Below are 12631 nucleotides of genomic sequence, written 5' to 3'. Positions count from 1 at the left end.
TCACTCGGGACCGTCGACACCGGTGATTTCGAACCGAGCGCCCCCGTCTTCTCCGTCGGTGACGTGGATCTCCCAGCCGTGGGCCTCGGCGATCTGTCTGGCGATTCGCAGCCCGAAGCCGGTCCCGTCCTCGGCGGTCGAGTACCCCGGCTCGAACACCTGCTCGCGCTCGTCGGCGGGGATGCCCGGGCCGTCGTCGGTCACGTAGAACCCCATTTCGTCGTCGAGGAGTCCGACCGAGACGGTTACCCCCGGACCGCCGTGGTCGATCGCGTTCCCGAAGAGGTTCTCGAACAGGCCCGACAGCCGGTCGCCGTCGGCCTCGACCGTCCACTGCCGGTCCGCGTCGGACGCATACCGTAGCTCGGCGTCTTCGGTGCCGTCCGCAGCGAGTCGCCAGGCGTCGTCGGCCGTCTCCCGGAGATCGACGGGTTCCGTCGCCCCGAGATCGACCCCCTCGCGCGCCAGTCTGAGGACGTCGTCGGCGATGTTGTGTATCCGACGGAGCGCGTTGTCGATCGGATCCAGATGCTCACTGTCACACTCCTCGTGGGCGAGCATCAGTCGACTCCGAGCCACTTGCAGCGGGTTTTGGAGGTCGTGAGAGACGACGCCGACAAACTCCTCCAGGCGCTCGTTCTGTTGCGCCAACTCCCGTTCACGCGCTTTCAGCTCCGTGATATCTCGAAAGGTCCACAGCCGGCCGTACCACGCCCTGTCCTCGCCGACGACGGGTGCCGTATAGCGGTCGAACACGCGACCGTCGGCGAGTTCGATCTCGTCTCTGGCGGTCAGTTCGGGGTTTTCGTACAGGGCCTCGACCTTCGCGCGGAACGCCTCCGGCTCGGCGACGTGCTCCATCGCCCACTCGAGAGCGACTTCTTCGTCGCCACGTTCGACGATCTCCCGCGGGATGTCCCACATGTCGACGAATCGCTCGTTGTACGAGACGATGGTATCGTCCTCGTCGACGACGAGTATCCCGTCGATCACCGCCTCTTGCTGTGCTTTGAGAATCGACCGCTGCCTGGCGAGTTTCTCCTCGTGTTCCCGCTGTTCGGTCACTTCGCGGGTGACGCCGACCACGCCCTCGACCGTCCCATCGATGATCAGGGGCGTGAGCCGGTACTCCAGCACCTCGTACCCGTGCTCGGGGAACTCACCGCTCACCTCCCCGCGGAGTTCCTCGCGTTCACCGTCGAGCAGGTCCTGGTACGGATCTCCCTCGTACTCCTTGCGAATCTTCGGGATGAGGTTACTCGGTTCCCCCTCCAGTTCGCCTCTCGTCGTTCCGTAGAACGAGGCCAGATACTGATTGACGAGTTCGAATCGCCCCTCCACGTCGTAGATGCAGGCCGCCTCCGGCATCGTGTTCACCATTCGTTCGTACCGCCGCAGTTTCCGCTCTCGCTCCCTGAGATCGGTGATATCGGTGATGAATCCCTCTAGCGCGTCCGGGTCGTCGGCGTTCCCCCCTGTGACCCGGTGTCCGTGTTCCCACATCCACTTCGTGGTGCCGTCTTCGGTGATGATCCGATAGGTCACCTCGAACTCCCCCTCGTTCGCGAGCGCGTCCTGAACCGTCTCCCAGATCCGGTCGCGGTCCTCGGGATGGAGTACGTCGTCGCCCCAGACCACCGTCCCCGTCTCGAAGTCGGCGGCCGTGTAACCGGTGAGAGCTTCGACCTCGCCCTCGACGGTTTCCATCGGCCAGTCCGGTGTGATGAGACAGCGATAGACCATCCCTGGAAGGCTACTGATGAGCGACTCCAGTCGGCGGGTTCGCTCGTCGAGTTCTCGCTGGGAGCGGCGTGCGTCGACAGCGTTGCGAATGCGGTTCGCGAGCAGTTTGTACTGGTCGGTGCCCGCCCCCTTCTGGAGGTAATCGGTCACGCCCGCGGAGATCGCGTCGCTCGCGATTTCCTCGGAGCCTTTCCCGGTGTAGAGGATGAACGGGAGGTCGCCGTGGGCCTCACGAACGGCCTCGAGGAACTCGATCCCGTTCTGGCCCGGCATGTCGTAGTCCGAGACGACGCAGTCGAAGCGCTCCTCGGAGAGTCGCTCCAGCGCCGCGCCGATGGTCGTCGCGGTCTCGACGCACAGCCGGTCGTCCTCGTGTTCGAGGACTGTCGCAGTCACCTCCACGAGGTCCGAGTTGTCGTCGACGTGGAGAACGCGGACCGACTCACCGGCAAAGTACATTGTCTTTCAGGCACTATAGGGATAGGTACACAAATAGATAGGGCCGAGAGCGCACACGAGACGACGGATCGAGAGCGCGCTCACGTCGAACCCGCCTCCGTCAGCAATCGCGATCGGCGGCGGCGGTCCCGTGACTACCCGACCCGCCGCTCACAGCACGCCGGCGTCGGAAAGCAGGGCCTCGAACGCTGCTTCGTCGAGCGTCTCGACGCCGTGGTCCGCCGCGGCGTCGCGTTTTCGCTGGCCCGGGTTGTCGCCGCACACCAGGTAGTCCGTGTTGCCCGAGACGCTGCTGGTCGCCGACCCGCCGTTGCGTTCGACCAGTTCCTGGGCCTCGCTCCGGGTGTACCCGTCCAGCGACCCGGTGAAGACGAACGTCAGGCCGTCGAGCGCGTCACCCCCGGTCTCCTCTGCGGCCTGCGGGTCGACGTGGTCGAGCAGGCGCTCTATGACGGCGCGGTTGCCCTCGCCCTCGAAGAAGTCGACGATGGAGCGGGCGACGGTCTCGCCCACGTCCGGCACCGCCTCGAAGGCCGCGACGTCGCCGCGGTCGGCGGCCGCCACGATGGCGTCGAACGTCCCGAATTCCTGTGCGAGGTTCCGGGCGGTGACGCTCCCGACCTCGGGGATGCCCAGCGCGGTGAGGAAGTCTGAGAGCGGCGGCTCGCGGCTCGCATCGACCGTCTCGACGAGATTCGCTGCGCTCGTCTCGCCCCACCCCTCCAGGTCGGCGAGGTCCGCCACGGAGAGTTCGTAGAGGTCCGCTGGGTCCGCGACGAGGCCGGCGTCCAGCAGTTGCCGGACCGCCTTCTCGCCCAGCCCCTCGATGTCGAGGGCGTCGCGGCTGGCGTAGTGTTCGATGCTGCGCTCGCGCTGGGCGGGGCAGGTCAGGCCGCCGGTGCAGAACGCCATCGGGCCGTCGCGCTCGACCGGGCTGTCGCAGGCCGGGCAGGTCTCCGGAAACTCGAAGTGGCCGTCGCCGGCCGATTCGACGACCTCGACGACCTCCGGGATCACGTCGCCGGCACGTTTGATCCGCACGCGGTCGTCGATGCCGACGCCCAGATCTGCGACCTGCGAGGGGTTGTGCAGCGAGGCCCGCGAGACGGTGACGCCGCCGACCTCGACGGGGTCCATGAGCGCGACGGGCGTGAGCCGGCCGGTGCGGCCGACCTGGACGACCACGTCCCGCACGGTCGTCTCCTCCTTGCGGGCCGGGAACTTGTAGGCGAAGGCCCACCGGGGGGCGCGCGACGTGGAGCCCAACCGTTCGCAGGCACCGACGTCGTTGACCTTGAGCACCACGCCGTCGATCTCGTAGTCGAGGTCGTCCCGGGCGTCGAGTTGCGCGTCCCGGTAGTCGATGGCCGCGTCGATTCCGTCGACGACGGCCGTCCGGTCGCAGACCCGCAGCCCCCACTCGGGGAAGCGCTCGTGCATCGCCGCGTGGCTCTGGAAGTCGATCGAGGCGTCGAGAACGCCGAAGAAGAACACCGACAGCGGGCGCTCGGCGGTCACCGACGGGTCGAGCTGGCGGAGCGTCCCGGCGGCGGCGTTGCGCGGGTTCGCAAAGGGGTCCTCGCCGCGCTCGACGCGCTCGCGGTTGAAGGCGGTGAACGCCTCGCGCGGGATGTACACCTCGCCGCGGACGGCCAGAAACTCGGGGTAGTCGCCGCGCAGGCGCTGGGGGACGGCGGCGATCGTGCGGACGTTCTCGGTCACGTCCTCGCCGACCTCGCCGTCGCCGCGGGTGGCGGCGCGCTGGTAGACGCCGTCCTCGTAGACGATTTCGACGGAGAGCCCGTCGAACTTCGGCTCGCAGAAGTACTCGACGCCGTCGACCCCCAGTCCGCCGCGGACGCGCTCGTCGAAGGCGCGCGCATCGGCCGCTTCGCCACCCTGGTCGATGGAGCGCATGGGCGCGATGTGTTCGACCTCGGGGAGTTCGTCGAGCGGAGCGCCGCCGACGCGCTGAGTCGGGCTTCCGTCGGTGTCGAGGTCGAAGGCCGCCTCCAGGTCCTGCAAGCGGGCGAACAGCGCGTCGTAGGCGCGGTCGCCGATGAGGGGGTCGGCCTCGACGTAGTACCGGTGGTCGTGATAGCGGATCGCCTCGCGCAGCGCCTCGGCCTGCTCGCGGGCCCGCTCCGCGTCGAGGTCCCCGACCGGGTCGAACTCGGTCGGCGGATCCGCGACGTAGGGGTTGTCCGCGGGGGCGGAGTCGTCGACAGCAACCATTTGTCGAGTCTGGGAGACCCGGCTACAAAGCCGCTGTGAACGCCGACGTGGGTCGGCGAAACCGGTGGAGGAGAAAATCGGGAGAACGGGAGGTACGGGGGATCGTCCTTACCGCCCGATGGAGGCGGTCACCGTCTGAACGACGACCTCTCCGTCGCTTCGAACTGTGATCGAGTGGCCCGCGTGCTCGAAGGAGACGCTCACCGGCGAGTCCGACTTGACGAGCGCGTCGAGCGCCTCGGGGTCGATCGCCTCGTAGAGGGGCGCGAAGTCGGTCTGTTCGCGGCCCGTGATCGCGGAGATGTACTCCGGGACGGCCATGCTCGGTCGAGTCTCGCTCCAGTCGAACTGCTTTCGGGTGACGCTCGTCTGTCCTGCCACATCGCGGTCCCCACTCCATCGGTTACTCTTACTCATACTGGGCTACCTACATCTTTGCGTCAGGGGGATAATATACTCTCCCCAGCATTATCAGACTCTGAAAACACCTCTAACGATGTTGAGCGCCCACATTCCAGCCCCGTATCTCGGTCTCTGCCGGCCACGGGCGCTCTGCCTCACTGAATGTCGTGAAGTGATAACGTATACCACGTTGGGCGGGAGAAGACGGGTCGAAAGCTCGTCGGGACTGACGCGATAGCGCGTGGACAGACCGGAGAAGCCGCGCTCAGTCCGCGCCGGTCGTTTCGGTCAGTGCGCCGGAGCGGTCGTCGGGCATCCCGTCGAGGGTTCCGACAGCGATCGACTCGACGTTGGCGAACAGGAAGCTGGCGACGCCGACGCGGATCAGGACGTCCACGTACTGTCCCAGTGCGACGACGACGAACGAATCGAACAGTCCGAACAGCGAGAGGACTGCGAAGGCGATGAGCATCCCCACGAGGAACAACAGGAGGTTCCGTGACTTCCAGTGGAGGAGCCGCTGTTTGGCGGGAACGTCCCGCGCGTCCGCCCAGATCGGACCGAGGAGGAGATAGGCGATGACGCCGTGGCCGCCGACGACCACGAGGAGGCCGACGAGACCGACGAGTCCGCCGATGACGGACGCGACCTGAAACGCGAGCACCTGGGTGACGGGGATGGCGGCGAGGGCCGCGAGCGTTCGACGTGAGACTCCGGCGAGCATGACCGCGACGCCCCACAGCACGGGATACGTGATCAGATCGTCGATCAGTCCGGGGACGTCGACTTCGGCTCCGTTCACCGGGATTTGTCCGATTCCGGCCGTGACGAGCACGCTACAGAGCATGGAGACGACGAGGACGGCGACGACGGGGTAACAGTAGCGTCGTCGCTCGTTCGCCATACCGCGGAGTCGAGTGACGAGGACCACCAGCGCCAGCGCGTAGACGACGGCGGACGTCCCGTAGACGGCAGACGGACTAAACATCGTCACCACCTGCAGTTGCCCGCCGGTCGCCGGACTGCTGTCCGTCCGTCGGGCCGGTGACGTCACCGCGCGTCTCGAAGGAGGACAGGCGCTCGAGCAGTTCTTCCGTCCGGCCAGCGAGGTCATCGGCGCGCTTGCGGACATCGCTCATCGTCTCTGCGGTCTCGTGGGCCGTACTCGCAATGTCGTGGGAGTGGTCCGCGACCTCGCGGGCGGCGTCGCCGACAGCGGTAACCGTCGCGGCTACCTCCTCAGTGGCGCTCGCACCATCGTCGGTCGCGTGCGAGATCTCTCCCATCGCGTCGTCGACGTCGTCCACGGTCTCGGTGAGTTTCGACAGGGTGTCACCGGCGGCGGTGACCGTCTCGACGCCCGTCTCGATCCGCTCTCTGGTGTGGTCCATCTCGGCCGTCACATCGTCGACGTCCGATCGGGCCCCGGAGATGATCGACTCGATTTCGTCGATGGCGCTCTGGGTCTCTTCGGCGAGATCTTTGACCTCGTCGGCGACGACGGCAAACCCCGCGCCGCTATCGCCCGCGTGGGAGGCCTCGATGTTGGCGTTGAGCGCGAGGATGTTCGTCTGCTCGGCGATCTCGTCGATCATGCCGGTCGTCGACTCCACGTCGGTCATCCGCTCGTCCAGTTCCGCGATCATCTCGTCGAGTTCGCCGATGGCGCTCTCGACGCCCTGAATCGCGTCGATGGCGTCTTCGACGCGGCGAGCGCCGGTCTCCCCAACGTCGGCCGCGTCGCCCGCCTGCCGCGTGACTTCGTCGGTCGTCGAGGCGACCTCCTCGATGGTCGCCGAGAGGTCGTTCGTCTCCGAGACCGCGGTTTCGAGTTGTTCGGCCTGCCCCTCGATGTCAATGGCGAGGTCCCGGATGCCATCGGCGATCGACGCGTTACGCCGTTCGAGATCGGCCGCGTCGTCGGCGACGGACGTGCTTGCGTCCTCGACGACGGTGGCGAACTCGCGGATCTCGTCGACGGTCTCGGAGAGTCCGTCGGCCATCTCCTCGTAGGCGAGCGCGATCCGCTCGACCGCGTCGACGTCGGCGTCCGTCTCGAGTCGACGGGTGAAATCGCCAGCCGCGGCCGCGGTCATCGCGTCACCGATGGTCGTCGCGTGCTCGATGAGGGTTTCGTTCAACGCTTCGGCCTCTCGGCGGGCCGCCTCGGCGTCTTCCTGTGCCGCCTCCGCATCCGCTCGCGCCGACTCCGATTCCGCCAGGGCCGCACCGAGCGACTCTCGCATACTGTCGAAGGCCGTCGCGAGCTGTCCGAACTCGTCGGCACGGTCCACATCGGGACTCGCGTCGAGGTCGCCGTCCTCGATTGCCTCTGCCGCTTCTGTCAGCTGTCGGAGTTCGACCGCTACGTTACCGCCGAGAACGATGCCCAGCAGCCCCAGATTCAGAACTACCACGAACAGCGTCCCGGTGATACCTGCCAGGCCGGCACCGTTTACCGCCGCGTGGGCGGCAAAGAGGGAACCGAACGCGAGCGTCACGAGCAGCGTGACGCCAAGGGCCGCACCGATCCGACGGCTGTAGTGCCCGGAAATCGAGTCTACTGCCGGTAGAGATGCCATACTCGGCAGTTTGATAATTCTCGACTTAACGCTACCCCCGCTAGTTCAGCCTTTGATAATCATAGATCAAAGACCACGATGAATCGAGGATCATAGTCCGCCAGAGGGTCGCACGCGGAAAATACTGGAATCGTAGTCTCGGTATCAGCGATGGGAACTCGTTAGAGGTCGGCGGCGTCTTCGATGGCGTCGGTGAGTTCCCGGATGCTCTCGACGGTGTGTTCGCCCATGTGGCCGATGCGGAACGTCTGCTCGCCCAGCTGGGACCCGTAGCCGTTGGAGAACACCATGTCGTGTTCCTCGCTGACGGCCTCGATGGTCTCGGCCACGTCGATGCCCTGGGTGTTCTCGATGCAGGAGACCGTCTGGGAGCGATAGCCCTCCTCGGCGAACAGGTCGAAGTGGTCGGTGGCCCACTCGTGGACGTACTCGGTCATCTCGCGGTGGCGCTCGTCGCGGCCCTCGTGGCCCTCTTCGAGCATGTGTTTCATCTGCTTGCGGTAGGCGAGCATGACCGGGATGGCCGGCGTGGAGTGGGTCTGGCCCTTCCGGTCGTAGTAGTCGAGACAGCGCTGGAAGCCGCCGTACCACGACGAGGAGTCGGTGTCCAGTTCCCGCTCGTAGGCGTCGTCGCTGACGACGCACACGGCGAGGCCCGGCGGCATGGCGAAGGCCTTCTGCGTCGACGCGAAGATCACGTCGATGTTGTGCTCGTCGATGTCGACGTAGTCCCCGCCGAGGGCGGAGACGGCGTCGACGACGAAGTAGGTGTCCGGGTATTCGGCGATCACGTCACCGATCTCCTCGATGGGGTTGCGGACGCCGGTCGAGGATTCGTTCATCACGGTCGCGACCACGTCGTAGTGCTTGTCCGTCGATTCGAGGTGCTCGCGGATGTCCTCGGGCTTGATGGCCTGGCCCCACTCGTACTCGAGGCGGTCGACGTCCTTGCCGAGGCGCTCGGCGACGTTGGCGTGGCGCTCGCTGAAGCTCCCGCAGGTCGGGACGAGGATGTTCTCGTCGACGAGGTTGAGCGTCGAGGCCTCCCAGAACTCGGTGCCGGAGGCCGTGAGGATGATCACCTCGTTGTCGGTGCCGAGGAACTCCTTCGTGTCCTCGACGATGGTCGTGTAGAGGTCTGTCATCCGGTCCATCCGGTGGCCGAACATCGGCTGGGCCATCTCCTGGATGACGTCCTCGCGGACCTCTGTCGGACCCGGGATGTACAGCGTCTTGTCGGGGTAGTCGTCGGTATATTCGCGTTTTTCGGTCACGGAAGCCACCTTCGTAGGTGGCCTCTCGTAGCGAGCGGGCATGGTAGTTTTGATACCGGGCAGGAAACGCGACGCGAGCGGGTCGCGTGACGGTGCCGTCGGTGACCCGATAACTCACACGGTCGTTGCAGTCAACAGGAAGTATTTACCGAATTAGGCGTCACATGTTACCATGGGTCGCCACGCCCCACTCACCGACGACCAGCGCGCTGCGGTAGCCGACAGGGCGGTCGAGCAGGTCGCGGACACGCTCGCCAAACACGGGCTCGAACTGGGCGACGGCCCGACACCGGCAGGGATCGACCGTCGAGGCGGGCCAGTGGCCTCGAAGGCTGACGCAGAAGCGCGCCGCGAGCGCGCCGGGGAGTGAGAGCGACTGCGGACGGCCGTGTCACCGGCGACTGATCGCCCGGTGGGCGAACAGGACCAGCGCGGCGTAGACGCTCGGCGCGAGCAGCGACAGGACGGAGACGGTCATGAATCCAGAGAGGATGATCCGAACGAACACCAGCAGGAACGGCGTGAGCGCGAGCGCCTTCGCGCCGCGGTCGAGGGCCGCGTCGACGGAATCGGCGTCAGCCGCGACGTAGCCGATACCCACGACGGCGAGGAGATACCACAGCGTCACGCCGGCCGGCGAGGCGAACGGGAGGGTAAAGAGCGCAACGACGCCGAGCGCGATACCGACGAGCAGCGGCCCGCTGTCGTGCTCCTCGAACGACACCAGCAGCCCCGAGAAGTCCCCGGACTCCATCGCCGTCTCGATGTCGGCGGTGGTACTCGAACCGAGCGACCCGGCGTCGACGGGCGCGTCGAAGTCCCGGCCGCAGTGCATACACCACCTCGCGGTCGCGCTCACTTTCTCGGTGCAGTGGGGGCAGCGGGGATCCTCGCGCATAGGAGCATGTCCACGGGCTGGCAGTTAGCCGTTACGGGGGGAGGATTCAATGTCGTCGGCATGCAACGGGGGGTATGGATTGGGTCGAACGGGCTGAGCGCCTCCTGTACGACGGGGAGGCGATCGAGGAGTCCGTCCGCCTCGACAGCGGCGGCGTCGTGGTGACGAGCCACCGCGTCCTCGCGTTCACGCCGGACCGCGAGGGGGCGAACTTCCACCAGGTCGACCGGCCGAACGTCGACGGCGTCGCCGTGACGACGAGAGGCGACTGGCAGTTCCTGGAACTCGCGGTGAAGGCGCTGGTCGTCGGCGGCGTGCTGGTCGGGGCCGGGATGACGGTGAGCCTCGACGGTCTCGTCGGGAACATCTCGCTCGATAGCGGCGGGGCCGCCAGCGCCGTCGGCATCGGTGGCATGATGGGGATGCTCCAGACGATGGTGACGCTCATGGCCCAGCTGGACGACCTCATGCGGCTGTTCGGCGCGCTGGGACTCGCCTTCGCCGCGGTCGTCTTCGCCGTCTACCTCTGGAGCCGCGACCGCCTGCTCGTCATCGGCGTCGCCGGCGACGACGACATCGAACTCGCCGCGCCCGACGACGAGAGCCTCGCCGACCGCGTCGAGGCCGCAATCGTGCCGGGAGCCGCAACGGCCGAGGAACGAGACCCAGGCTCGTCCCCGCCCGACGACCCGCTGGCGTGACGTTCAACTCCGCCGAGCGCTAACCTCCAGTCGATGGACGCCGCCGAGGTCCGAGACCGCGCCGGCGCGCTCCCGAGAGAGCCCGGCGTGTACCTGTTCGAGCGCGACGTCGACGACCAGCGCCGCGTCCTCTACGTCGGGAAGGCCGTCGACCTGCGAGACCGGGTGCGCTCGTACGCCGATCCCCGGAGCGAGCGCATCGCGAAGATGGTCGACCGCGCCGACGGCGTCGACTTCGCCGTCACGGACACGGAGACACAGGCGCTGCTCCTCGAAGCGAACCTCATCAAGCGCCACCGGCCGCCCTACAACGTCCGGCTGAAAGACGACAAGTCCTACCCGCTGGTCCAGCTGACCGACCACGCCGTCCCCCGCATCGAGGTGACGCGCGACCCCGAGGACGGCGCGACCGTCTACGGGCCGTTCACCGACAAGGGGCGCGTCGAGACGGTCGTCAAGGCGCTGCGAGAGACCTACGGCCTTCGAGGGTGTTCGGACCACAAGTACAGCAACCGCGACCGCCCGTGCCTCGACTACGAGATGGGCATCTGCACCGCGCCCTGCACCGGCGAGATCAGCGAGGCGGACTACGCCGCGGACGCCGAGTCCGTCAGGCGGTACTTCGAGGGCGAGACCGGTGTGCTCGCGGACCCGCTGCGCCGCGAGATGGAGGCCGCCGCACAGGCACAGGAGTTCGAGCGCGCGGCGAACCTCCGGGACAAGCTCGGCGCGGTCGAGGCGCTCCACGGCGAGGGCGACGCGGCGGTCAGCGACTCGGCGACCCACCGGAGCACTGACGTGCTGGGCGCTGCCGTCGAAGGCGAGACCGCCATCGTCGCCCGCTTGCACGCCGAGGGCGGCAAACTGGTCGAGCGCGACCGCCACACGCTCGCGGCCCCCGACGGCGAGGGGACCGCCGGCGTCTACCGCGCGTTCATCCCGCAGTACTACGCGGAGCGAGAGCTTCCCGACAGGATCCTGTGTGCAGAGGACCCCGCCGACCCGGACATCGAGTCGTGGCTGGAGCGCGAGGGCGTGACGCTGTCGGTCCCCGGCGCGGGCCGCGAGGCGACACTGGTCGACCTCGCGCTGAAGAACGCCCGTCAGCGCGGCCGGAGCGACGACGAGGGCGGGCGACTGGCCGACGCGCTCGGTATCGACCGCCCGACCCGCATCGAGGGCTTCGACGTGAGCCACGCCCAGGGCCGCTCCGTCGTCGGGTCGAACGTCGCCTTCGTCGACGGGTCGCCCGAGAAGAGCGACTACCGCCGGAAGAAGCTCACCGAGCGAAACGACGACTACGCGAACATGCGCGAACTCGTTCGCTGGCGGGCGCTGCGCGCCGTCGAGGACCGCGACGACCGGCCGGACCCCGACCTGTTACTCATCGACGGCGGCGACGGACAGCTCGGAGCCGCCCGCGACGCGCTGTCCGAGACCGGATGGGACGTGCCGGTGGTCGCCCTCGCCAAAGACGAGGAACTGGTGATAACCGCCGACCGCGTGTACGACTGGGACGACGACGCGCCACACCTCCACCTGCTCCAGCGGGTCCGCGACGAGGCCCACCGCTTCGCCGTCCAGTACCACCAGACGCTCCGGGACGACGTGTCGACGGCGCTCGACGAGGTGCCCGGAATCGGTCCCGCGACGCGGAAGCGACTGCTCCGCCGGTTCGGTAGCGTCGCGGGCGTGCGAGCGGCCTCGCGAGAGGAACTGACCGCGCTGGACGGCATTGGCGAGCAGACCGCCGAGACGATCCAGACGCGCCTCGGCTGATTTCGTATCGCCGATAATGGTTTATCGGACAGAGTGGACAGAACACAGAAATACCGTTGAGAGACTGTCTGCGCTAGCAAATCCGGTGTTTCGCTCGAATTCGGGCTCGGGATCATGGGTCGGACCTCGCGTGCGCGTGATGTAGTAGAGTCTGCCGGGCGAGTTGTCCGCCGAGACGGCGTGATGGATCTCGGCCATTCGACAGCGAGTGACTGGTGCACCACCGGATGCCGAGACCGTCACCCCTCCCGGGAGTACTCGTCGACTCGCAGGCGCACAACGAAGGTACCAACTCCTCCGCGCGACGAGACCGCGGAATCTCCGGGCAGGGCACGGGCGTGGCACTACGATACCACGCCCCGGAGCCAAGACAGCACCGCGGTGCGCTGTGGCTGACGAAGTGGGTCATCGAATGTCACGAGATAGCACGCATTGGGGTCAGGCCGACACCACGGTACCGACGACGACCCAGGAAACCTCCGGCGTGGGGTACCGTCTCCCGGCGGCGTCGCCGGAGAACGAACTGGTCAGCGAATCCTCTCCTGCTCGGAGGGGTCG

The 12631-nt window shown here is 67.2% G+C and carries 10 protein-coding genes; 3 read left to right on the top strand and 7 right to left on the bottom strand.

Going from position 1 to position 12631, the window contains the following annotated elements:
* The 6 genes from ACOZ4I_RS01490 to ACOZ4I_RS01465 form a co-directional block, all read right to left on the bottom strand.
* On the bottom strand, positions 1-2202 hold the full coding sequence (locus tag ACOZ4I_RS01490) for a response regulator (protein ID WP_424002314.1): 2202 nt from the start codon (positions 2200-2202) through the stop codon (positions 1-3).
* A gap of 150 nt (positions 2203-2352) precedes the next feature.
* Complete coding sequence (gene ligA, locus ACOZ4I_RS01485) at positions 2353-4437, bottom strand: NAD-dependent DNA ligase LigA (RefSeq protein ID WP_424002312.1); 2085 nt, start codon at positions 4435-4437, stop codon at positions 2353-2355.
* A gap of 108 nt (positions 4438-4545) precedes the next feature.
* Positions 4546-4818: a HalOD1 output domain-containing protein gene (locus ACOZ4I_RS01480; RefSeq protein WP_424002310.1), complete on the bottom strand. Its 273-nt coding sequence runs from the start codon at positions 4816-4818 to the stop codon at positions 4546-4548.
* A gap of 286 nt (positions 4819-5104) precedes the next feature.
* The gene (locus tag ACOZ4I_RS01475; protein ID WP_424002308.1) at positions 5105-5827 is read right to left on the bottom strand and encodes a rhodopsin; all 723 of its coding nucleotides are present in this window, start codon (positions 5825-5827) and stop codon (positions 5105-5107) included.
* Entirely contained in the window at positions 5820-7421 is a 1602-nt protein-coding gene (locus ACOZ4I_RS01470; protein WP_424002306.1) for a methyl-accepting chemotaxis protein, read from the bottom strand. Before ACOZ4I_RS01470 ends, ACOZ4I_RS01475 begins: the two co-directional genes overlap by 8 nt.
* A 161-nt stretch (positions 7422-7582) precedes the next feature.
* Positions 7583-8695 (bottom strand): pyridoxal-phosphate-dependent aminotransferase family protein, encoded by a 1113-nt coding sequence (locus tag ACOZ4I_RS01465; RefSeq protein WP_424002304.1) that lies wholly within the window; start codon positions 8693-8695, stop codon positions 7583-7585.
* A gap of 172 nt (positions 8696-8867) precedes the next feature.
* Between ACOZ4I_RS01465 and ACOZ4I_RS01460 the strand changes: the two genes are divergently transcribed.
* Positions 8868-9065, top strand: coding sequence for a hypothetical protein (locus ACOZ4I_RS01460; RefSeq protein WP_424002302.1), 198 nt, complete (start codon positions 8868-8870; stop codon positions 9063-9065).
* Between the two features lie 21 nt (positions 9066-9086).
* Here ACOZ4I_RS01460 and ACOZ4I_RS01455 read toward each other — a convergent pair whose 3' ends face one another.
* Complete coding sequence (locus tag ACOZ4I_RS01455; protein WP_424002300.1) at positions 9087-9593, bottom strand: hypothetical protein; 507 nt, start codon at positions 9591-9593, stop codon at positions 9087-9089.
* Positions 9594-9667: 74 nt separating this feature from the next.
* On the opposite strand from ACOZ4I_RS01455, the gene ACOZ4I_RS01450 reads away from it, so the two are divergent.
* The gene (locus tag ACOZ4I_RS01450) at positions 9668-10294 is read left to right on the top strand and encodes a hypothetical protein (protein ID WP_424002298.1); all 627 of its coding nucleotides are present in this window, start codon (positions 9668-9670) and stop codon (positions 10292-10294) included.
* Between the two features lie 33 nt (positions 10295-10327).
* Positions 10328-12073, top strand: a complete 1746-nt coding sequence (locus ACOZ4I_RS01445; RefSeq protein WP_424002296.1) for an excinuclease ABC subunit C — start codon at positions 10328-10330, stop codon at positions 12071-12073.
* The last annotated feature ends 558 nt before the right edge of the window (positions 12074-12631 follow it).

The sequence above is a fragment of the Haloarcula salina genome, from assembly GCF_049603855.1.
In the GTDB taxonomy this organism is placed as follows: domain Archaea; phylum Halobacteriota; class Halobacteria; order Halobacteriales; family Haloarculaceae; genus Haloarcula; species Haloarcula salina_A.
Note: the sequence above shows the minus strand (reverse complement) of the source record. Positions and strands in the feature narration are given on the sequence as shown.

What these genes read in the sequence shown, in the direction of transcription:
- ACOZ4I_RS01455 (WP_424002300.1), bottom strand. Translation starts at nt 9,593, where the DNA reads ATGCGCGAGGATCCCCGCTGCCCCCACTGCACCGAGAAAGTGAGCGCG.
- ACOZ4I_RS01460 (WP_424002302.1), top strand. Translation starts at nt 8,868, where the DNA reads ATGGGTCGCCACGCCCCACTCACCGACGACCAGCGCGCTGCGGTAGCC.
- ACOZ4I_RS01470 (WP_424002306.1), bottom strand. Translation starts at nt 7,421, where the DNA reads ATGGCATCTCTACCGGCAGTAGACTCGATTTCCGGGCACTACAGCCGT.
- ACOZ4I_RS01450 (WP_424002298.1), top strand. Translation starts at nt 9,668, where the DNA reads ATGGATTGGGTCGAACGGGCTGAGCGCCTCCTGTACGACGGGGAGGCG.
- ACOZ4I_RS01490 (WP_424002314.1), bottom strand. Translation starts at nt 2,202, where the DNA reads ATGTACTTTGCCGGTGAGTCGGTCCGCGTTCTCCACGTCGACGACAAC.
- ACOZ4I_RS01475 (WP_424002308.1), bottom strand. Translation starts at nt 5,827, where the DNA reads ATGTTTAGTCCGTCTGCCGTCTACGGGACGTCCGCCGTCGTCTACGCG.
- ACOZ4I_RS01445 (WP_424002296.1), top strand. Translation starts at nt 10,328, where the DNA reads ATGGACGCCGCCGAGGTCCGAGACCGCGCCGGCGCGCTCCCGAGAGAG.
- ligA (WP_424002312.1), bottom strand. Translation starts at nt 4,437, where the DNA reads ATGGTTGCTGTCGACGACTCCGCCCCCGCGGACAACCCCTACGTCGCG.